General features: G+C 65.7%; 18 protein-coding genes, 1 tRNA gene and 1 pseudogene. 12 read left to right on the top strand and 8 right to left on the bottom strand.

The window, feature by feature from the left end:
- Positions 1–692 (bottom strand): annotated as a pseudogene (locus ACPGXI_RS04970) (hypothetical protein); the annotation flags it as partial.
- Positions 693–1,384: 692 nt separating this feature from the next.
- Here ACPGXI_RS04970 and pyrG point away from each other — a divergent pair.
- Genes pyrG through xerD form a run of 3 tightly spaced genes read left to right on the top strand, consistent with a single transcriptional unit; the run spans position 1,385 to position 4,750 of the window.
- Positions 1,385–3,151, top strand: coding sequence for a CTP synthase (gene pyrG / locus ACPGXI_RS04965; protein WP_526650423.1), 1,767 nt, complete (start codon positions 1,385–1,387; stop codon positions 3,149–3,151).
- Entirely contained in the window at positions 3,144–3,794 is a 651-nt protein-coding gene (locus tag ACPGXI_RS04960; RefSeq protein WP_526650403.1) for an NUDIX domain-containing protein, read from the top strand. Before pyrG ends, ACPGXI_RS04960 begins: the two co-directional genes overlap by 8 nt.
- A complete protein-coding gene (gene xerD, locus ACPGXI_RS04955; protein WP_526650401.1) occupies positions 3,791–4,750 on the top strand; it encodes a site-specific tyrosine recombinase XerD in 960 nt (319 codons plus the stop codon). Before ACPGXI_RS04960 ends, xerD begins: the two co-directional genes overlap by 4 nt.
- Before the next feature lie 61 nt (positions 4,751–4,811).
- On the opposite strand, the gene ACPGXI_RS04950 is transcribed toward xerD, so the two are convergent.
- Complete coding sequence (locus tag ACPGXI_RS04950; protein ID WP_526650399.1) at positions 4,812–5,564, bottom strand: O-methyltransferase; 753 nt, start codon at positions 5,562–5,564, stop codon at positions 4,812–4,814.
- Between the two features lie 214 nt (positions 5,565–5,778).
- Between ACPGXI_RS04950 and ACPGXI_RS04945 the strand changes: the two genes are divergently transcribed.
- From ACPGXI_RS04945 to ACPGXI_RS04910, 8 genes are all read left to right on the top strand, one after another.
- Entirely contained in the window at positions 5,779–6,645 is an 867-nt protein-coding gene (locus ACPGXI_RS04945; RefSeq protein WP_526650397.1) for a ParA family protein, read from the top strand.
- Positions 6,642–7,472 (top strand): segregation/condensation protein A, encoded by an 831-nt coding sequence (locus ACPGXI_RS04940; protein ID WP_526650395.1) that lies wholly within the window; start codon positions 6,642–6,644, stop codon positions 7,470–7,472. Before ACPGXI_RS04945 ends, ACPGXI_RS04940 begins: the two co-directional genes overlap by 4 nt.
- Positions 7,473–7,595: 123 nt before the next feature.
- Positions 7,596–8,282 carry an SMC-Scp complex subunit ScpB gene (gene scpB / locus ACPGXI_RS04935; protein WP_526650421.1) on the top strand — a complete coding sequence of 229 codons (687 nt, stop codon included), beginning with the start codon at positions 7,596–7,598 and terminating at the stop codon, positions 8,280–8,282.
- 2 nt (positions 8,283–8,284) lie between these two features.
- Entirely contained in the window at positions 8,285–9,028 is a 744-nt protein-coding gene (locus tag ACPGXI_RS04930) for a pseudouridine synthase (protein WP_526650393.1), read from the top strand.
- Positions 9,025–9,711 (top strand): (d)CMP kinase, encoded by a 687-nt coding sequence (cmk, locus tag ACPGXI_RS04925; RefSeq protein ID WP_526650391.1) that lies wholly within the window; start codon positions 9,025–9,027, stop codon positions 9,709–9,711. The genes ACPGXI_RS04930 and cmk overlap by 4 nt, the downstream gene beginning before the upstream one ends.
- Positions 9,708–11,135 carry a ribosome biogenesis GTPase Der gene (gene der / locus ACPGXI_RS04920; RefSeq protein WP_526650389.1) on the top strand — a complete coding sequence of 476 codons (1,428 nt, stop codon included), beginning with the start codon at positions 9,708–9,710 and terminating at the stop codon, positions 11,133–11,135. The genes cmk and der overlap by 4 nt, the downstream gene beginning before the upstream one ends.
- An 81-nt stretch (positions 11,136–11,216) precedes the next feature.
- A complete protein-coding gene (locus ACPGXI_RS04915) occupies positions 11,217–11,984 on the top strand; it encodes a sulfite exporter TauE/SafE family protein (RefSeq protein ID WP_526650419.1) in 768 nt (255 codons plus the stop codon).
- Positions 11,985–12,197: 213 nt separating this feature from the next.
- The gene (locus ACPGXI_RS04910) at positions 12,198–13,136 is read left to right on the top strand and encodes a sulfite exporter TauE/SafE family protein (protein WP_526650387.1); all 939 of its coding nucleotides are present in this window, start codon (positions 12,198–12,200) and stop codon (positions 13,134–13,136) included.
- Here the strand turns inward: ACPGXI_RS04910 and ACPGXI_RS04905 are convergent.
- On the bottom strand, positions 13,116–14,606 hold the full coding sequence (locus ACPGXI_RS04905) for a cryptochrome/photolyase family protein (protein ID WP_526650385.1): 1,491 nt from the start codon (positions 14,604–14,606) through the stop codon (positions 13,116–13,118). The two genes, ACPGXI_RS04910 and ACPGXI_RS04905, sit on opposite strands and share 21 nt — an antisense overlap.
- A 95-nt stretch (positions 14,607–14,701) precedes the next feature.
- Between ACPGXI_RS04905 and ACPGXI_RS04900 the strand changes: the two genes are divergently transcribed.
- A tRNA-Pro gene (locus ACPGXI_RS04900) sits at positions 14,702–14,775 on the top strand.
- 302 nt (positions 14,776–15,077) lie between these two features.
- On the opposite strand, the gene ACPGXI_RS04895 is transcribed toward ACPGXI_RS04900, so the two are convergent.
- From ACPGXI_RS04895 to ACPGXI_RS04875, 5 genes are all read right to left on the bottom strand, one after another.
- Positions 15,078–15,926, bottom strand: coding sequence for a nucleotidyl transferase AbiEii/AbiGii toxin family protein (locus tag ACPGXI_RS04895; protein WP_526650383.1), 849 nt, complete (start codon positions 15,924–15,926; stop codon positions 15,078–15,080).
- Entirely contained in the window at positions 15,923–16,480 is a 558-nt protein-coding gene (locus ACPGXI_RS04890) for a type IV toxin-antitoxin system AbiEi family antitoxin domain-containing protein (RefSeq protein ID WP_526650381.1), read from the bottom strand. Before ACPGXI_RS04890 ends, ACPGXI_RS04895 begins: the two co-directional genes overlap by 4 nt.
- Before the next feature lie 414 nt (positions 16,481–16,894).
- Positions 16,895–17,284: a hypothetical protein gene (locus ACPGXI_RS04885; protein ID WP_526650379.1), complete on the bottom strand. Its 390-nt coding sequence runs from the start codon at positions 17,282–17,284 to the stop codon at positions 16,895–16,897.
- Entirely contained in the window at positions 17,284–17,952 is a 669-nt protein-coding gene (locus ACPGXI_RS04880; protein WP_526650377.1) for a nucleotidyltransferase domain-containing protein, read from the bottom strand. The genes ACPGXI_RS04885 and ACPGXI_RS04880 overlap by 1 nt, the downstream gene beginning before the upstream one ends.
- A gap of 780 nt (positions 17,953–18,732) precedes the next feature.
- The gene (locus ACPGXI_RS04875; protein WP_526650375.1) at positions 18,733–19,716 is read right to left on the bottom strand and encodes a 1-acyl-sn-glycerol-3-phosphate acyltransferase; all 984 of its coding nucleotides are present in this window, start codon (positions 19,714–19,716) and stop codon (positions 18,733–18,735) included.
- Between the last annotated feature and the right edge of the window lie 4 nt (positions 19,717–19,720).

Raw genomic sequence — 19,720 nt, 5'->3', positions numbered from 1 at the left:
GAGTTCCGCTCGGCGACTACTGCGATGTCCGGCTCATCGGCGATGCGCATGTCGCCGGAATCCAGCGTTTCGGTCAGCACAACCGGATCGGCGTCGGAGCGCGACGCGGCCTCGCCACCGTCGGCCCCCAGTGACACGTCCGGGACCTCAGCGTCGGAAGCAGCGACCTGGGCTGGTGCACCTGAGTCGTCCGTCTCCTCGGTGGTTTCGAGGTCCGACGCTGAATCACCCGCAGATGCCGGTGGGTCCGATGCATCGGCTTCTTCCGGCAACTCAGTCTCAGCGAGCAACTCGGTTTCATCGACTAACTCGGGGCTGTGCACGGGGTCGGTGTCATCCAGACCGGTATCCAGGTCGGTGTCATCCAGGTCGGTGTCATCCAGGTCGGCATCCAAACCGGCATCCAAACCGGCATCGAGGTCGGCGTCATCCAGGTCGGCGTCATCCAGGTCGGCGTCATCTGTCTGAGTTGTCCCGTGCGGGGATTCATCGGTCCGGGAATCATCGGTCGACTCCGTCTCAGAGCTGCCCGTGCCGGCGGCCTCGCTGCGGGTACTCGCGGCATCGGAGCTCGCTCCACCCCCGCTCGTCTCGTCGGCAGAATCAGCCGTCGCTACTGCGGGGGCAGCCAGGCCAATCCCCAGCGCCACAGCCAACGCACCAACACGGCCCACAAATCGCCCGTAACCCATGGCAACCCACCCCTGTCCACTCTATTGAGACCAACTCTGCGGAGACTCGGTCCGATCACGTTCAGATCACGAACTGATATCAACTCAACACGAAAAGCTATCGAACACCAGCTTTCGCCGAGCGTCAAGAGCATCCTCAATTTCAGACGGGCAAGTTAGTTTGCGGCCGTTAATGGACATATTCTGCAAACTGTGTACTGCGCTAATTTCGGCCCTTTGGTGCAGCAGGATGCCGCCTTCAGGCCTCACAGCAACTTCACAGCCAACGCCAAGGAAAGGGCCGCGCGGCCGAATATGACACTTCCGCGACGCCCTTGCATGCCGCCAAATTTGTGGAAACTCTGAATAAACTAATGAGCGATCTCAAGGTAATTTATCTGGAGCTCAGTTTGTGATTACGGGCGAATATCGGGGGGACCAGCGGTGCAGCCTCAGACCTGGTTCGCGTTTTTCGCGACTCTAGGCGCGGGGGTCGACACCGGCGCCGATGCCGACGATGAATCCGGCCCGGATCGGACAGCCCTGACGGTTGTGTAGCGGGGCGCCCCGCGTGTCAACGACGGCTTGTCGGTGCTGGTGTTAGGGTGAGATTCCGTGGGTCGGCAGGCCCCGAACCGGGTTCAAACTTCCGAGCCGAGCCCACAAGAACTAAGCCCTGCCCGTCGTCACGGAGGTTGCTCTTGCCTGGCCGATTGAAGCCGTTTCGCAAGCACCTGCGGCCCGCCACCAAGCACATCTTCGTGACCGGCGGCGTGGTGTCATCGCTGGGCAAAGGCCTGACTGCTTCCAGCCTCGGGCAGCTGCTCACCGCGCGGGGCCTGCAGGTGACGATGCAGAAGCTCGACCCCTATCTCAATGTCGACCCCGGCACGATGAATCCGTTCCAGCACGGCGAGGTGTTTGTCACCGAGGATGGTGCGGAGACTGATCTGGACGTCGGCCACTACGAGCGATTCCTCGACCGCAACCTGTCTGGCTTTGCCAATGTCACAACGGGTCAGGTGTATTCGTCGGTGATCGCCAAGGAACGCCGCGGCGAGTACCTGGGTGACACCGTCCAGGTGATTCCGCACATCACCGACGAGATCAAGCGGCGCATCTTGGCGATGGCGGACGGCGACGGTGACGGTGACCAGCCCGACGTGGTGATCACCGAGATCGGCGGAACGGTGGGCGATATCGAGTCGCTGCCGTTCCTAGAGGCTGCCCGCCAGGTTCGGCACGAGGTGGGCCGGGATAACTGCTTCTTCCTGCACTGCTCGCTGGTGCCCTTCATGGCGCCCTCCGGTGAGCTCAAGACCAAGCCGACCCAGCACTCCGTGGCCGCTCTGCGCAGTATCGGTATCACCCCCGACGCGTTGATCCTGCGCTGCGATCGGGATGTGCCTGACCCGCTGAAGATCAAGATCGCACTCATGTGTGACGTGGACATCGACGGTGTCATCTCCACTCCGGACGCGCCGTCGATCTACGACATCCCCAAGGTTCTGCATCGCGAGGAACTCGACGCCTATGTGGTCAGGCGGCTGAGCCTGTCGTTCCGCGACGTGGACTGGACGCAGTGGAACGACTTGTTGAAACGCGTGCACGAGCCCCGCGATACGGTACGAATCGCGCTGGTGGGCAAGTACATCGACCTCTCCGATGCCTACCTGTCGGTTGCTGAGGCGCTACGGGCCGGCGGCTTCGCTCACCACGTCAAGGTCGAGATGCACTGGGTGGCCTCCGACGACTGCGAAACCAGCAGCGGTGCCGCCGCGGCGTTGGCCGATGTCGATGGTCTTCTGATCCCGGGCGGCTTCGGGATCCGCGGCATCGAAGGCAAGATCGGGGCTATTCGGTACGCGCGCAAGCGTGGGCTCCCGGTATTCGGCTTGTGCCTGGGTCTGCAGTGCATCGTGATCGAGGCCGCCCGATCTGTGGGCCTGGAAGGGGCCAACTCGTCGGAGTTCGATCCAGAGACCCCTGATCCGGTGATCTCTACGATGGCCGACCAGCGTGAGGTGGTCGCCGGCGAAGCCGACCTCGGTGGCAGCATGCGACTGGGGGCTTACCCGGCGATACTCGAATCGGAATCCCTTGTGGCGCAGGCATACGAAGCCCAGACCGTATCTGAGCGTCACCGGCACCGCTACGAGGTCAACAACTCCTACCGGGATCGCATCGCCGCAAGCGGGCTGCGGTTCTCGGGCACATCACCGGACGGAAACCTCGTCGAGTTCGTCGAATATCCCGCCGACGTGCACCCGTTCCTGGTCGGCACCCAGGCCCATCCGGAGCTCAAGAGCCGTCCCACCAGGCCGCATCCGCTGTTCGCGGCGTTCATCGGCGCATCGCTGGATTACAAGAACGAGGAGCGGCTGCCGGTAGAAATCCCCGAACCCGCCGAACACAAGGCAGCAGAGCAGCGGGCCAACGGCGCCGAATACGTCCGCGAGGACACCCCAGCCCGTGGCTGACGGTGAAACCGACTGGAACGACGCGGGCAGCCATGAGTTTTCCGTCGCCGCGTCAGAAACTCCCTACGTCGGAAAGATATTCGCGGTTCGCGCCGATGAGGTGCGCATGCCCGGCGGGGGAACCGCGCGCCGGGAAGTCGTCGAGCATTTCGGGGCGGTGGCCGTTGTCGCGATTGACGAAGAGGGCCGCATCGTCCTGGTCCTGCAATACCGACACGCGTTCGGCAGGAGGCTGTGGGAGCTTCCTGCTGGGCTTCTGGACCTGGACGGGGAGGCTCCCCAGGCGTCGGCGGCCCGTGAGCTCGCCGAAGAGGCGGGCTTGGCCGCCCGAACCTGGCACACGCTGCTCGACCTGGACACTGCGCCCGGGTTCAGCGACGAGAGCGTGCGGGTTTTCCTTGCCACCGGCCTGAGCGACGTCCCCCGTCCGGTGGCACACGATGAAGAAGCCGATCTGACGGTGCGTCGCTTCGCGCTCGGCGACGCCGTCGCCAAGGTCTATTCCGGCGAGATCGTCAACTCCATATCGGTCGCCGGCATCCTGGCGGCGCACGCGATGTCCGACGTCGGCTCGCTGCGCTCGGTCGACGCGCCGTGGATTGACCGTCCCGCGGCCTTCGCGCGTCGGGGGGTGCGCCGGTGAATCACACCTCAGTCTCACGCGGGTCCGCTCTTGATGACCAGTTCCAGGGGTACCTCGACCATCTGGCGATAGAGCGTGGCGTGGCGGCCAACACGCTGAGCTCCTACCGCCGCGACCTGAGGCGCTACGCCGAACACCTGAGTTCCCGGGGGCTCGACGATCTGGGGAGCGTGGCCGAGGTCGACGTCAGCGAGTTCCTGGTTGCGTTGCGCCGGGGCGACCCCGACAACGGGGTGGTGCCGTTGTCGGCGGTCTCCGCCGCCCGGGCGCTGATCGCGGTGCGCGGGCTGCACCGATTCGCGGCCTCAGAAGGAATTGCCGCCATCGACGTCGCGGCCGCGGTGAAGCCGCCGACGCCCAGCCGCCGACTGCCCAAGAGCCTGACCATCGACGATGTGTTGGCGCTACTGGACGGAGCGGGCGGAGACAGTGAGGCCGACGGGCCGTTGACGCTGCGCAACCGCGCATTGCTGGAGCTGCTGTACTCCACAGGCGCGAGAATCTCAGAGGCAGTCGGACTGGACCTCGATGACGTCGACACCCATGCCCGCTCGGTGTTGCTGCGCGGTAAGGGCGGCAAGCAGCGGCTCATTCCGATCGGTCGTCCGGCGGTCAACGCACTGGACACCTACTTGGTGCGCGGGCGCCCAGAACTGGCCAGACGCGGCAGAGGCACACCCGCGATGTTCCTCAATGCGCGGGCCGGCCGATTGTCGCGGCAGAGCGCCTGGCAGGTGTTGCAGGACGCTGCTGAGCGTGCGGGCATCACCGCGACGGTGTCCCCACACGTGCTGCGGCACTCCTTCGCAACCCACCTTCTCGACGGCGGCGCTGATGTCCGTGTCGTGCAGGAACTGCTTGGCCACGCGTCGGTGACCACGACCCAGATCTACACCTTGGTCACCGTGAATGCGCTGCGCGAAGTGTGGTCGGGCGCCCATCCCCGGGCGCGGTAGTCGGACGACGATTGAGCGGCGAGGTACGAGTCGCGGTGAGGAGTTCGACCGGGGGGACTGCTCAGCCCAGGTACTCGGACTCGAGCAACAGGTCCGGCAGCAGGGACTGGTACTCGACGTGGGTCTTGTGTTCGATGGTGTTCCACCGGCCGCCCTGGTGCGAACGCATGTACGCGCGGTACTTCGGTGCGCCGGGAACCCGGACATTATCGGCGACCACGATCGATCCGCGATGCAGCCATCCGCGGTCGAGAACACTTTGCAGATCCGAAAGATACGCGCGCTTGTCGTGGTCGATGAACAGCAGATCCAGGCCTCCGGGCCGAAAGTCGTGTTCGTCGGCCAGGGTATCGAGTGTTCGCCCGCCGTCGCCGAGGGTGCCGACCACGCAACTGATCCGGTCGGCGACCCCGGCGTGCGCCCAGATTCGCCGAGCCACTTCGGCGTTTGCGGCGGAGAATTCGATCGAGCAGACGCGCGCCGAGGGCGCCGCACGGGCGATCCGTAGCGCGCTGTAGCCGCAGTAGGTACCAAGTTCCAGCGCCAGCTTCGGCGCGGCGCGGCGGACGGCCGCGTCGAGCAGCAATCCCTTCTCGTCGCCGACGTTGACCAGCAGCTGCTTCTCGTAGGCGAACCTGTCGATGGCGGCGAGAACATCGTCGATGTCACCGCGGCGGGCGGTGGTCTCCACGTAGGACGCGCACGCGGCCTCCCGTCCGTCTCCGATTTGACCGGTGCGCAGGAACGACGGCATACCCACAGCGAGGCGCCACGTCGACAGCCGCAGGAAGGGAAACCGCTGTTTGAGGCTCATCAGGCCAGCCTAGATTCCACGCCGCGATTTCACGCCGCCTCGCCGAGTGTGCGTCGAGAGCCAATTTTTCCGCGATTTCTGGCCCTGGACGCACACTCGGCACTGACTGCCCGCACTATTGCCTGCGGGTCTGTCTCACCGGCCGGATGCTCCCCGTTAAGCTTGCCCCGATGTCCGCTAAGCCTGTGGGTTGCCTGACCAGCCAGGGTCTGGCATGAACGACGGTACGGACAGCGCGGAGCCCACACCCGGCTTGACGGGTCGGCTGCCGCGGCCGATCCCCGAGCCTCGGCCCCGAAGCACTCACGGTCCGGCCAAGGTCGTGGCCATGTGCAATCAGAAGGGCGGCGTCGGGAAGACGACCTCGACAATCAACCTGGGTGCCAGCCTCGCCGAATATGGGCGACGCGTGCTGCTGGTGGACCTCGACCCGCAGGGTGCGTTGTCGGCAGGGCTGGGGGTGCCGCACTACGAACTCGACAACACGGTGCACAACCTGCTGGTCGAGCCACGGGTGTCCATCGACCAGGTGTTGCTCAGCACCCGGGTCCCGGGGATGGACCTGGTGCCCAGCAACATCGACCTGTCGGCAGCCGAGATCCAGCTGGTCAACGAAGTCGGCCGGGAACAAGCGCTGGGCCGGGCGCTGTACCCGGTGCTGGATCGCTATGACTACGTGCTGGTCGATTGTCAGCCGTCCCTGGGCCTACTGACGGTAAACGGGCTCGCCTGTGCCGACGGCGTGATCATCCCCACCGAGTGCGAGTACTTCTCGCTGCGCGGTCTGGCGCTGTTGACCGACACCGTCGAGAAGGTGCACGACCGACTGAACCCGAAGCTGGCCATCAGCGGGATTCTGGTCACCCGTTTCGACTCCCGCACCGTGAACTCGCGCGAGGTGATGGCCCGCGTCGTGGAGCGGTTCGGCGATTTGGTGTTCGATACCGTCATCACCCGCACCGTGCGGTTCCCCGAGACCAGCGTGGCCGGCGAGCCCATCACCACCTGGGCGCCGAAATCAGCTGGTGCCGAGGGATATCGGGCGCTGGCTCGTGAGGTGATCGACCGGTTCGGCGCGTGAGCGCGACGCCGAACAGCCAAGAGGCCGAAGAAACCGGTCCCACGCAGGCTGGCTTCCAGGTCAAGCTGAGCAATTTCGAGGGTCCATTCGACCTGTTGCTGCAGCTGATATTCGGTCACCGGCTTGACGTCACCGAGGTGGCGCTGCACCAGGTCACCGACGAGTTCGTCGCCTACACCAAGGCGATAGGGCCCCATCTCGGGCTCGATGAGACCACGTCCTTCCTGGTGGTCGCGGCAACGCTGTTGGATCTCAAGGCGGCCCGTCTGCTACCTGCAGGTGAGGTCCACGATGAAGATGACCTAGCGCTCCTTGAGGTGCGCGATCTGTTGTTCGCCCGGTTGCTGCAGTACCGGGCGTTCAAGCACGTCGCCGGGATGTTCGCCGAACTGGAGGCCGCGGCGCTGCGCAGCTACCCCAGGGCGGTGGCGCTGGAGGAACGCTACGAGAATCTGCTGCCCGAGGTGATGCTCGGGGTGGACGCCGACCGCTTCGCGCAGATCGCCGCGGCTGTCTTCACCCCGCGGCCGGTGCCGACTGTGAGCACCGATCATCTGCACCAGGTGTCGGTGTCGGTACCCGAACAGGCAGCCAAGCTGATGACCATTCTCGAGAGCCGTGGAGTCGGCCAGTGGGCCTCGTTCTCCGACCTCGTCATCGACTGTCGGCTGCCGATGGAGATCGTGGGACGGTTCTTGGCGCTGCTCGAACTGTACCAAGCCAGGGCAGTGGCTTTCGATCAGTCCGAACCGCTTGGTGTGCTTCAGATTTCGTGGACCGGCGAGCAAACTGGCAGCCAACCATTGGTGACCGCCGATGCGGGATAGATAAGACTGATGGCCAACGAGATCTCAGACGGCTCGACCGGCGCCGGACCCTCGGGCCCCGAGCCGGACTCGGGCAACGTGGATCCTGCCGCAATCGACGCTGCCGCAATGGACCCTGCCGCAATGGACCCTGCCGCAACGGACCCTGCCGCAATGGACCCTGCCGTAGACGATGCCGCAATTGATGATGCCGAACTGAACTCGGTGCTCGAGGCGCTGCTGCTGGTCGTCGACACCCCGGTCAGCACCGATGCGCTGGCCGCCACCACAGAGCAACCGACGGCCCGGGTGGCCGCGGCACTGCAGTCGCTGGCCGGCGAGTTCGCCGCCCGCGACAGCGGCATCGATCTGCGCGAAGCCGGCGGCGGTTGGCGAATGTACACCCGCGCGAAATTCGCCCCCTACGTCGAGAAGCTGCTGCTGGACGGCGCGCGCTCGAAGCTCACCCGGGCGGCTTTGGAGACGTTGGCCGTCATCGCGTATCGGCAACCCGTTACCCGGGCGCGAATCAGCGCGGTGCGCGGTGTCAACGTCGACGGGGTGATACGCACGCTGCTGGCTCGCGGCCTGATCACCGAAGCCGGAACTGACGCCGACTCCGGCGCGGTCGCCTTCGCGACCACGGAGTTGTTCCTGGAACGGCTCGGCCTGACATCGCTGACCGACCTCCCCGACATCGCGCCGCTGCTGCCTGAGATAGACGTGATAGACGATCTCAGCGAAAATCTCGGTGAAGAGCCACGTTTCATGAAACTGAACGGCGCTCCCACTCCCGAGTCGGCGGTATCCTTCGACGTAGACCGGGAGTGAGAATGGCCGATGACGATGGTGTCCGCCTTCAGAAGGTGTTGTCGCAGGCCGGAATTGCCTCCCGCCGCGTCGCCGAGAAGATGATTCGCGATGGTCGCGTCGAGGTGGACGGCGCCGTGGTCACCGAGATGGGCACGCGGGTCGACCCCGGCGTGTCGGTAATTCGGGTGGACGGGGTCAGGATCACCCTCGACGACACGCTCGTGCACCTGGCGATCAACAAGCCGCTGGGTATGCACTCCACGATGTCTGACGACCGCGGCCGCCCTTGTGTCGGTGACCTGGTCGAGCACCGGGTTCGCGGCAACAAGAAGCTGTTCCACGTCGGACGCCTGGACGCCGATACAGAAGGTCTGCTGCTACTGACCAACGAAGGTGAGCTTGCGCACCGATTGATGCACCCGTCGTTCGAAGTGCGCAAGACCTACCTCGCGACCGTAGTCGGAACGCCGCCTCGCGGCGTGGGTCGCAAGCTGCGCGAGGGGATCGAATTAGACGACGGGCCGGTACGTGTCGACGATTTCGCGGTAGTGGACGCGGTGCCTGGTAAGTCGCTGGTGCGGGTGACGCTGCACGAAGGCCGCAAGCGCATCGTGCGCCGACTGCTGGCCGAAGTGGGTTACCCCGTGCAGGAACTGGTCCGCACGGACATCGGTCCGGTCGCGCTCGGCGATCAACGGCCGGGCAGTATTCGGGTGCTGACTCAGAAGGAGATCGGCGGACTCTACAAGGCGGTGGGCCTGTGAGCCGTGCACTGGTGATTACGATCGACGGTCCGGCGGGTACCGGAAAGTCCTCGGTGGCAAGGGGTTTGGCCAAGACTCTGGCTGCGAAGTATCTGGACACCGGCGCGATGTACCGCATCGTCACGCTGAGCGCGCTGCGCAGCGGCATCGACCTCGGCGACGCAGCGGCGATCGCCGGGATGGCTGATGGCATCGAGTTGGCCGTCGGCCAGGATCCGGGCGAGGACCGTTGCTATCTGGCCGGCGAGGACGTGTCGGCCGAGATCCGCGGCGATGCCGTGACCAAGGCGGTGTCGGCGGTCTCGGCGGTGCCGGGGGTACGGTCCCGAATGGTCGTGCTGCAACGGGCCTTGGCTCAGGGGCCGGGATACGTGGTGGTCGAGGGACGTGACATCGGCACCGTCGTGCTGCCCGACGCCGCTGTGAAGATCTTCCTGACCGCCTCAGCCGAGGAGCGGGCGCGGCGGCGTAACGGCCAGAACATCGAGGCGGGCTCGGCCGATGACTACCAACGGGTGCTCGCCGACGTCAAGCGCCGGGACCATCTGGACTCCACCCGTGCGGTGTCCCCGCTTCGGGCGGCCGAGGACGCGATCGTCGTCGATACCAGCCACATGAACCAGTCCGAGGTGATCGCTCACCTCAGGGAACTGGTCGAGCAGAAGGCCAAGGTCTCCCGATGAGCGAGGATTCGGACGGCACCTGGGTTGACGAAGGCGACTGGGAACTGGGGGTCGACGAGGTCGCCGGGGCCATCCAAGAAGCTGCGGCGGAGGTCGCGGCACCGCCCGTCGTGGCTGTCGTGGGTCGGCCCAACGTCGGCAAATCCACCCTGGTCAACCGGATTCTGGGCCGACGTGAAGCGGTGGTTCAGGACGTCCCGGGGGTGACCCGCGACCGGGTGTCCTACGACGCGCTGTGGTCGGGGCAACGGTTCGTCGTGCAAGACACCGGCGGCTGGGAGCCCGACGCGAAGGGGCTGCAGCAGCTCGTCGCCGATCAGGCGTCTGTGGCGATTCGCACCGCCGACGCGATCATCTTCGTGGTGGACTCCGTCGTCGGGGCCACGACCGCCGACGAAGCCGCAGCGAAATTGCTGCAACGTTCCGGAAAGCCGGTGTTCCTGGCGGCCAACAAGGTCGACACCGAACGGGGCGAAGCCGACGCCGCCGCGCTGTGGTCGCTGGGGTTGGGGGAGCCGCACTCAGTCAGCGCGATACACGGTCGCGGGGTGGCCGACCTCCTCGACGTCGTCGTCGAGGAGTTGCCGACGGTTTCGGAGGTCGGCGCCGGCGGCGGCGGACCCCGGCGGGTGGCGCTGGTGGGCAAGCCCAACGTCGGCAAATCCTCGCTGATCAATCGGCTGGCCGGAGATGAGCGATCGGTCGTGCATGACGTCGCGGGAACCACCGTGGATCCGGTCGACTCGCTGATCGAAATGGACGGCAAGCTGTGGCGATTCGTCGACACTGCAGGGCTGCGGCGCAAGGTCGGGCAGGCCAGCGGCCATGAGTTCTATGCCTCGGTACGCACCCACGGCGCGATCGATTCGGCCGAGGTGGTGATCGTGCTCATCGATGCGTCGCAGCCGTTGACCGAGCAGGACCAGCGGGTGCTGTCGATGGTCACCGAGGCCGGGCGGGCGTTGGTGCTGGCGTTCAACAAATGGGATCTGGTCGACGAGGACCGCCGCTACCTGCTGGACCGCGAAATCGACCTGCAGCTGGCGCAGCTGCAGTGGGCGCCGAGAGTGAACATCTCGGCCAAGACGGGTCGGGCGGTGCAGAGGCTGGTGCCCGCCCTGGAAACCGCGCTGGCGTCCTGGGACACCAGGGTGTCGACGGGACGACTGAACACCTTCTTCAAGGAGATTGTGGCCGCGACCCCGCCGCCGGTGCGCGGCGGCAAGCAGCCGAGAATTCTGTTCGCCACCCAGGCCACCGCGCGTCCACCCACCTTCGTGCTGTTCACCAGCGGTTTTCTTGAGGCCGGCTATCGGCGCTTCCTGGAACGCAAGCTGCGGGAGACGTTCGGCTTCGAGGGCAGCCCGATCAGGATCAACGTCAGGGTTCGGGAAAAGAGGGGTGCACGCTCCCGAACCCGGTGACTTCGGCGTGGTTGTCGTCGCCAGGCGTCGATCAGCACGCCGAAATCGCTGATCTAGGGTGGCCGAGTGCCTGTCGTCGACATGATCGTGATTGCGCTGGCAGGTGTCGGCGCCGGGGCCATCAACGCCGTCGTCGGGTCCGGCACGCTGGTCACGTTCCCCACGCTGGTCGCGCTGGGATATCCGCCGGTGACGGCCACCATGTCCAACGCAGTCGGGCTGGTGGCCGGCGGCGTGTCGGGGACCTGGGGCTATCGTCGCGAGTTGCGTGGTCAGTGGGACCGGTTGTCGTGGCAGATTCCGGCGTCGTTCATCGGAGCGGGTGTGGGTGCCTGGCTGCTGCTGCACCTGCCGGAGAAGGTGTTCGCCCAGGTGGTGCCGGTACTGCTGGTCATGGCGCTGGCGCTGGTAGTGGTCGGCCCGCGGATCCAGGGCTGGGCGCGCGCTCGAGCCGAGGCCTCAGGGCGCGCAGTCGATCACGTGTCGGCTCGCCGGATGACGGCGTTGGTGGCCGCGACATTCGCCATCAGCGTCTACGGCGGATACTTCACCGCGGCACAGGGCATCATGCTGATCGCCGCGATGGGCGCGCTGCTGCCCGAGGACATGCAGGCCATGAACGCCGCCAAGAACCTGCTGTCGCTGGTGGTGAACGTGGTGGCGGCCGCCGCGTATACCGTCTTTGCATTTGACCGGATCAGCTGGGCAGCAGCCGGACTGATCGCGGTGGGGTCGCTGGTCGGTGGCTTCCTCGGCGCGCACTACGGGCGGCGCCTCTCGCCGACCGCGCTGCGGGTGGTGATCATCGTGGTGGGATCAATTGGGCTGTACCGCCTGTTGACCGTGTAGTCTTTCGAAAGTTGATAGAGCTCAGTAGTGAGGAACGTCGATGGCTGAACGCGTGCTGGTCGCGCCGGCGCCGTCCGACGTGTGCGCGCTTGAGCCGTTCTGGCCGTCTCGCCGGCTGATGGCTTTCGACGAGTGGTGTTGTCCGCGTCCCTGACGCGCACCCACCCGTCCCTCGCGGTCACCATGCGGTGACCACGCTTCTCGAAAGCAGCCATGCGTTCGCTTCTCATCTTCACGCTTGTCGGCGCGGGTGCGCAGCTTGTCGACGGTGCTCTGGGCATGGCGTTCGGCGTCACCGCCACCACCTTGTTGGTGCTTTCCAGCGTCGGCGCCGCCCAGGCCAGCGCAGCAGTGCACCTGGCCGAGGTCGGAACCACCTTCGCGTCGGGCCTGTCGCACTGGAAGTTCAAGAACATCGACTGGGCGATCGTGGCCAAGCTGGGCGCGCCGGGAGCAGTTGGCGCGTTCGTGGGCGCGACCGTGCTGTCGTCGCTGGCCACCGAGCACGCCGCACCGTTGATGGCCGCCATCCTGGTGGCTATCGGTAGCTATGTGCTGCTGCGGTTCTCGCTGCGGACGCCGCTGACATTCGGCGCGCGGGGGACCAGCCACAGCACAAAGTTCCTGGCTCCGCTGGGGCTGTTCGGCGGGTTCATCGATGCCTCGGGGGGCGGCGGCTGGGGGCCGGTAACGACGAGTACGTTGCTCTCGCAAGGCAAGACGGCGCCACGGATGGTCATCGGTTCGGTGAGCGCGTCGGAGTTCCTGGTGTCGGTGTCGGCCTCGCTGGGCTTCCTGATCGGGTTGCGTGAGGAGTTCCTGCAGAACTGGCCGGTGGTGGTGGGCCTGATGGTCGGTGGCGTGATCGCGGCGCCGTTCGCCGCGTGGCTGGTGAGCCGAGTGAGCCCGGCGCTGCTGGGCACCGCGGTGGGCGGTGTCATCGTGCTGACCAACAGCCAGAGGCTGGTGCACTTCTTCGATATTCAGTGGCCGTGGTCGACAGCGATCTACTCGCTGATCGTGGTGGCGTGGGTGTCCCTGGTGGTCTACGCATGGAAGGCGTCGCGCGCGCCACGGTTCGCGCCCGAGACCGAAGAAGTTTCACCGCCGGTGTTCGAGTCGGAGTCCAAGTCAGAAACAGTCGCGCGCTGATTCCTGTTCGACGACTGCGGCTATGTCGGTCAGGCGGTCCATCGACGCCACCGCTCGGCGGGTCCGGTGGTTGCCCGCGAGCAGGTCGCGGTGGCGGTGGGTGAACGCCCAGTACCCGGCGGTGAAGGGGCAGGCGTCCTCGCCCAGACGTTTCTTCGGATTGAAGCGGCAGTCGCCGCAGTGGTCGCTCATCTTGTTGATGTAGGCCCCGCCGGAGGTGTAAGGCTTGCTGGCCAGCAGGCCACCGTCGGCGTGCTGGCTCATGCCGACGACGTTGGTGGGCATCACCCAGCGGAATCCGTCGACGTAGGCGGTGGCGAACCATTCGGTGAGTTCGTCGGGGCGGTATCCGCGCTGCAGGGCGTGGCTGCCCAGCACCATGAGTCGCTGGATGTGATGGTTCCAGCCGCGGTCCCGGACACCGGCCAGGGCGTGGCGCAGGCACTGGGCGTTCACCGCGTCGGCGTCGAGGCCGGTCCACCAGTCCGGCAGCGGGGTGTGGGCCGAGAGGTGGTTGTTGTCGAGATAGTCCGGGCCGAGGTGCCAATACAGGTGCCACATGTACTCCCGCCAGCCCAGAATTTGCCGGACGAAGCCTTCGACGGCGGCCAGCGGTGCCTTCTCGTCCCGGTAGGCGCGCTCGGCCGCTTCGACGGCGTCGAGTGGATGCAGCACGCCGAGGTTGAGCGGTACGGACAGCAGGGAGTGCGACATCGCCCAGTCGTCGCGCATGACCGCGTCCTCGTAGCGGCCGAAGGCGGGCAGGCGGTGCTCCACGAAGCGGGCGAGCGCACGCTTTGCCTCGGCGGGGGTGACGGCAAATAAGCGCGGGCCATCGACGCCGACCGCGTCGAGATCCATTCGGTCGAGGTCGACACGGACTGCATCGTCGATGTCGTCCTCACGGGGCCGATACGGCGCGGGCAATTGCAGCGTCGACTGTTTCTTCGGTGGGGGTTCGCGGTTGTCCTCGTCGTAGTTCCACCGGTTGCCGACGGGATCGTCGCCGTTCATCAGGACGTCGAACCGGCGACGCTGACTGCGATAGAAATCTTCCATGCGGAAGCGGGCGCGGTCACCGGCCCAGTCGTGAAAGTCTTTGCGGGACAGCGCGAATGTCGGGGTGGGCAGGATGTCGGCGATGAGACCCTGTTGATGCAGCCGGTGGACGAATTTCTCGGCGGCGTGCGAGGTCGGTTCATGGACGAGGACCGGACGGTTGAAGCGGTGCAGCGCGTCGGTGTAGTTGTCTGCTTTGACAAGTGTCGCGCGATCGCCGAGGTCTCGGTCGGCGTGACGCAGCGCCGACAGCACGAGGTGCAGTTTCTGGCGGTGGTAGCGGCGCTTCCGAAGGGCAGACTGAGCTTCGACCAGCAGAACCTCGCGGTGGGAGTGCTCACCGCCGTGGACGGCTGGACCGAGCTGATCGGCGAACAGCCACAGGGGAGTGTCCTCGCGCACTTTCGTCACCCCTCGACGGTACGGTGCGCTGCCGGTGGCCGTTGGGATTGCGGGGTGGGGCTGCGGTAGCATTTCGCCTGCCGCCGGCGATCCCGGCAGCACCGCGGGCTGTGGCGCAGCTTGGTAGCGCACTTGACTGGGGGTCAAGTGGTCGCAGGTTCAAATCCTGTCAGCCCGACACAGAGAAGTAGGCTTTGACGTGCGGTATTGATCCAAGAGTACCTTTTTCTTGGTTTAGCTTTGAGCCGGTTGGGACCACAGATCTCGACCTTCGGGCTCGTCGTAGCGCACTTGTCCGATCGTCAAAGTGCCGCGAGCTGCGGCACGCCCCATGAACGACCGAAAACACCGCCGGGATGCCGCTTGATCTACCCAGGTCTGTCCGGGGCGTTGGGTGGCTCATCTCGGAGGGTGAAGTGGTGCGCGTCATCGAAGCGGCGCGGGACGCCTACTCCGCAGTCGGACTGATGTTGCGCGTGCCTATTCGGGGCCGCGGGCAAAGACGGGATCGAGGCAGGAGGCGATCAGGGTGATCTGTTCGTCGAGGTATTCCTCGCACGCCGATTCGAGGTGCTCCTTGCGACGCCATGCGGCCCATTTCGCTTGTCCGACTGCGCCATAGCCATCCAGGTACGGTCCGACGGGCTCGAGGGTGACGCTGCGATGGCGCGCGACGGCCCGCGCCGAGCGGAGCAGTTCATCGGGGTCGATGCCTTGGCGGGCGAGCTGGACGATGTCGACGTAGTCACGCCAACGGGTGCTCGTGATGCCGCGTTCGAGGATGGTGACCCCTTTCTCGGCGATGATGGTCTCGGGCGCATAACCGCGGAGCGTGATCGGCTCGCCGAGGATCCGGTCGATCGCCACCTGCCGCGGCGCCGGCACGATCGGGTCTCCGGTGGATACGTCCCAGGCTGCGGTGCCCCTCCACGGTCCGACCGATGCGGTGATCCGTACGCGAAGGCCCGGGTAGTCGGCCTGCTCGCGAATCTCCTGCACGCTGATCGTGTCGATGTCGAACAGCACACCGTCATTGACGTCGATCGCGGCGAGGTCGCGGACCACCTGGACGAGATGCTCGGCGGTGACGTCGGCGTGGACGGCATTGGCATCGACGTCCTTTGTGGGGCGCCGTACCCCGTAGGCGGCCAGCAGAACTCCGCCCTTGAGCACAAATTCTTCGGCATGAGACGTGCGTGTGAGCCGGTCTAGGAACGATTCGAGGGTGTGGCGGATCAGGTACTCCTGTGTCGGTGCGCCGGTCCCGCTCTTCGCTGTGGAACGGGCGATGGCCTGGATGCGTTGGAACACGGTGTCACCGGAGCTCATCCCAGGATCTCCAACGCTTGCAGGACTGGGGATTTCGCTCGCGGGAGGTGCGACGCGATCTCGATCAGTCGGGCTGGTTTGCCGCCTCGACGCAGCCACTCGCGCAGCGCGTCCCGTGCCAGTTCGTATCCGACCTCACCGCGCAGCCGGAACGCGTCGGCGATTGACCGCTCGGGTGAGTAGACCCCGATTGTCTGACTCGAGCCGGGGATCGTGATCTGTTCGCGTCCGATCTCGAATGTAGCCCGATCGAATTGATGCCACGTGATCGCACCTGTGCTCGCGGGCGTCCTCGCACCCCGGGGGATCGCGATGTGCAGCGCGGCGGGGATCGTGTCGGTCAAGTCGTGATAGGCGAGCGCGGAGATCAGGCAGATTGTGGCATCGGGTCGCCGTGTCGCAGCCTCGATCTGATCCCAGTCGGCAGCCGACGCCTCCGCGGGCAAGTAGATGCCGCGCGCGATGCGGTGCAACTGCCCCGCGCGCGTGCCGCGGTAGAGCGCGCTGCGCGACAGGCCGGCCTGCCCCGCGGTGCTCGGCGTCAGAGCATCCACCGACGTGACCCTCCTCCGTTCGACTCTGGCACGAAACGTATACAGATAATGTTACCTGTATACGTTTCGTGTCAAGGTAAGACCAGACAGGTGATGAGCGGCGGAGGACACACGGGTGCCCCCCGACGGGACCACTCTGGGACCACACGTTATGCGCGATGCTGAACGACCTGCGCGTCCATGAACGTCACGCATCTCGCCGCTGGGGTGAGAACCATCAGCGAACTGGGGAAATGCGCTACCGCTGCTTACTGGGGGTCAAGTGGTCGCAGGTTCAAATCCTGTCAGCCCGACAGTGCGAAACCCGCTCTGACCAGTGTCGGAGCGGGTTTGATTTGTCTCAGGTTCGTCGGTGATTAACGTCAGTGGGCCAGGGAATCACCGGTCAGGTGGCCGCTCCTTTGCAGTGTCAGATCACTGGCCGGCTGATGCCACGGCTCGTTTGGCCGCCTCGACCAGATGGGAAGCGGCGCGGTTCATCTTCTTGCGCTCGGCGCTGGACAGTGTCTGGTGGGTGTAGGCCGCCTTGTTCTTCAAACCGAGCAGGGTGTTCAAGTGTGTTTTGGATCCCTTGTCTGCGGTTTCCAGCAGTGTGACGGCTTCGCTGTGGGTTCCGCTGGACGAATGCACGCCGAGCCGGACGCAGCAGATGACGTCGGAAGCGGCGATCCCGGCGTCCACGAACAGATCACCCGCGGCGTTGGGCATGTCGTCTTCCAGATGCTCAGCGGCGTCGAAGAACTCGATCGCCTTAGACAAGCGCCCCGCGATGACCACGGAATCGCACTCACGTGTCCCCGCCATCAGATCCTCCTCGCTGTAGCAGCCTCGCTGATCGGGCGCAGCTGCCTGTTGAGCCATGCTCGTGTCCCGGCGACGGTCAGGCCCTGCCTGGCCACCTCACGCAGCAGCGGCTCACCGGCGGCGGCCGCCGTGCGAAGCTCATCTTCGGTGTACTCGATGACGCGGCCGTCGTTACCGGTCCACGCGGTGATCGACCGTGCGAGTTCGGTCACCTGGTGCTCCCATACCGCCGAATCCTCCTGACGGCCATCGTGTCCAGGGTCACAGGCGCGCACCAGGAACAGGTCGATATCGCTGTCGAGAGTCATCCGCCCTGTTGCCGCTGATCCGAACACCGCCGCGTACTTGAGCGCCTCGCCCCACCTTTCCAGGTGCGTTTGGAGGCGATCGAGGAACGTGGCGGTCAGTCGCGATAACGCCAGGATCGGCTCTGCTGCAAGATGTTCGGTGTTGAGTCGGTAGGTGTTGGTTCTGCCGACCTGATCATGGAGCACCACACCCTGGGCAGTGAGGCGGGTGAGGACTTTGCGGATCCCCTCCCCTGACGCGGTGGTCAGCATGCGCTGAATCTGGGTGATGGTGAACGTCACCTCGCTGGCTGCCAAAACCGCAAGCACGTCGCCATCCAACGTCGGCGTCACCGTGGCGAACGGCCGGTTCAGCTGCATCGCGCGCATACCTTCCTTTATCCAACTAAAGTTAGAGTAGCGCAACTATAGTTTGAATTGGAACGGCGTACAACGCCACGGTGGCGATCACCGCCGCACTTCGGTGCACCGACGGCTGCGGCGATGATCGTCGCTGCGAAGCCCCCCGGGTCCTGGTTGCGCCAGAGGGCCACCTCAAGCGACTGTCAGGCCAGTGAGTGCCTTGGACTCGGTGCGCGGATCCGGCGGCGGCACCGCATCGGCGAGATCTTGCCGCCCTGCGCTACAGGGCAAGTAACGAAGACGCGCACGAGAGGATCCTGGTTCCGTCCCGCTAGCCAAGGCGAGACGCTTGGCGTTCAGAGTGCCCGACTGGATGAGGCATGTCAGGTGGCCCATAGCCTCGTTGGGTCCCACTTCGATCAACCGGTCCCAGCTATCAAGCACCTCAAGGGCCGCGATATCGAGCGGGCCGAGATCGTGTACGGCGCGGCCCCGTCGCGAGGAACGAGCCACGAAGCGCACCACGTCACCGTTCGCCGGCGGGCGATCCACCACGGCGTAGTCCGCGCGGCGGGGAATCTGAGTCGACAGGCGCAGCGCATTGGCGGCAGACAGCCCAGACGGGCCGATGCCCCGTCCGCCTGAGTGTGGTCACCTGACTTGGCCCCACTTTGGCCGGGTTTCTTCACGAATTTTGGCCCCACCGGGGTGGCAACGCCCAACTGAAGGAGCCCACCGGGTTTAGGTGATCTTGTCGTCCAACCCGGCGGTGGAGTCAGCGAAAGCCAACCAGGGTGTTCAGGGAGTGCTCTGTCGGTCGAGGTTGAGCCACGCGTCGTCGAGCCAGGTCTTGAACGCCTCCTGGGTGTCGGGGATGTCAGCGCGGCGGACACGGTGGAGCGTGACGCGAATCGGTGATCGGAACGGGATCTGTGCGGGCGCGCGGCGGATCTTGTTGATCACTTCCAGGCCGGTGTGGTCGACGAACACGACGTCGGCGTCGGGTGATCCACTGAGGATGGCCCAAAGTCCCGCGTACCGGGGTGGCATGAGCCGGCCAAGCGTCTTGAGCTGGTGTGCCCGGTCGGGGTCGCGCGCTGCGAGCCTTGCTAGCTCGGCGGCGCGGCGGGGGTCGTTCGCGATGCCGCCTTCGGGATAGATCACGGCGCCGTCGCGTGGACCCATGCCCGCCGCCATCGCGCGGAGCGAATCCAGCTCGGCAGCGTCTCCTTTTTGGACGACGAAATGGTTGGGTACCCGGTTGCCGACGATGTCGAGGCAGGGATCGATGAGCAGTTCGCGCTTGAGGACATAGCGAGGTCGCATGTCGTGCTGCGCCAGCAGCCACACCGGCAGCAGCACGTCGGCGATGCTGGCATGGCGGGCCGCGAGCACGACGGGGCCGGGTGCGATCGCGTCGAGGTTGCTCACGTCCAGCTGTACGTTCGCGAACATGCGCATCGTGTCGATGAGCCGTAGGGCCCACCACCGTTGCAGGGCGTAATGCGCGTCGACGTCGCCCGCGCGCCCCGCAGCCCATAGGGCGGTCGACATGCCGACCCCGAGCGTCTCGAGCCCGGCCCACGCCGCGGCCATCGACACGGTCCGCAGCCGGGGGAGTCGACCAGGGTCGTTCAAGAGGTCGAGCGTGGCGGTCACTGGTACCCATGCCCACGCGCCCGCGGCGAGGGTGCCTGCGGTGCACGCGACGGCGGGGACGGTCAATCCCCGACGCACGTTCGGCGAGCTGTCGATGAGTTTCCGTAACGACAGCCCAAGCATCTGG

The sequence above is a fragment of the Mycobacterium sp. genome, from assembly GCF_049608025.1.
In the GTDB taxonomy this organism is placed as follows: Bacteria; Actinomycetota; Actinomycetes; order Mycobacteriales; family Mycobacteriaceae; genus Mycobacterium.
This window is presented reverse-complemented; position numbering and strand designations above follow the sequence as displayed.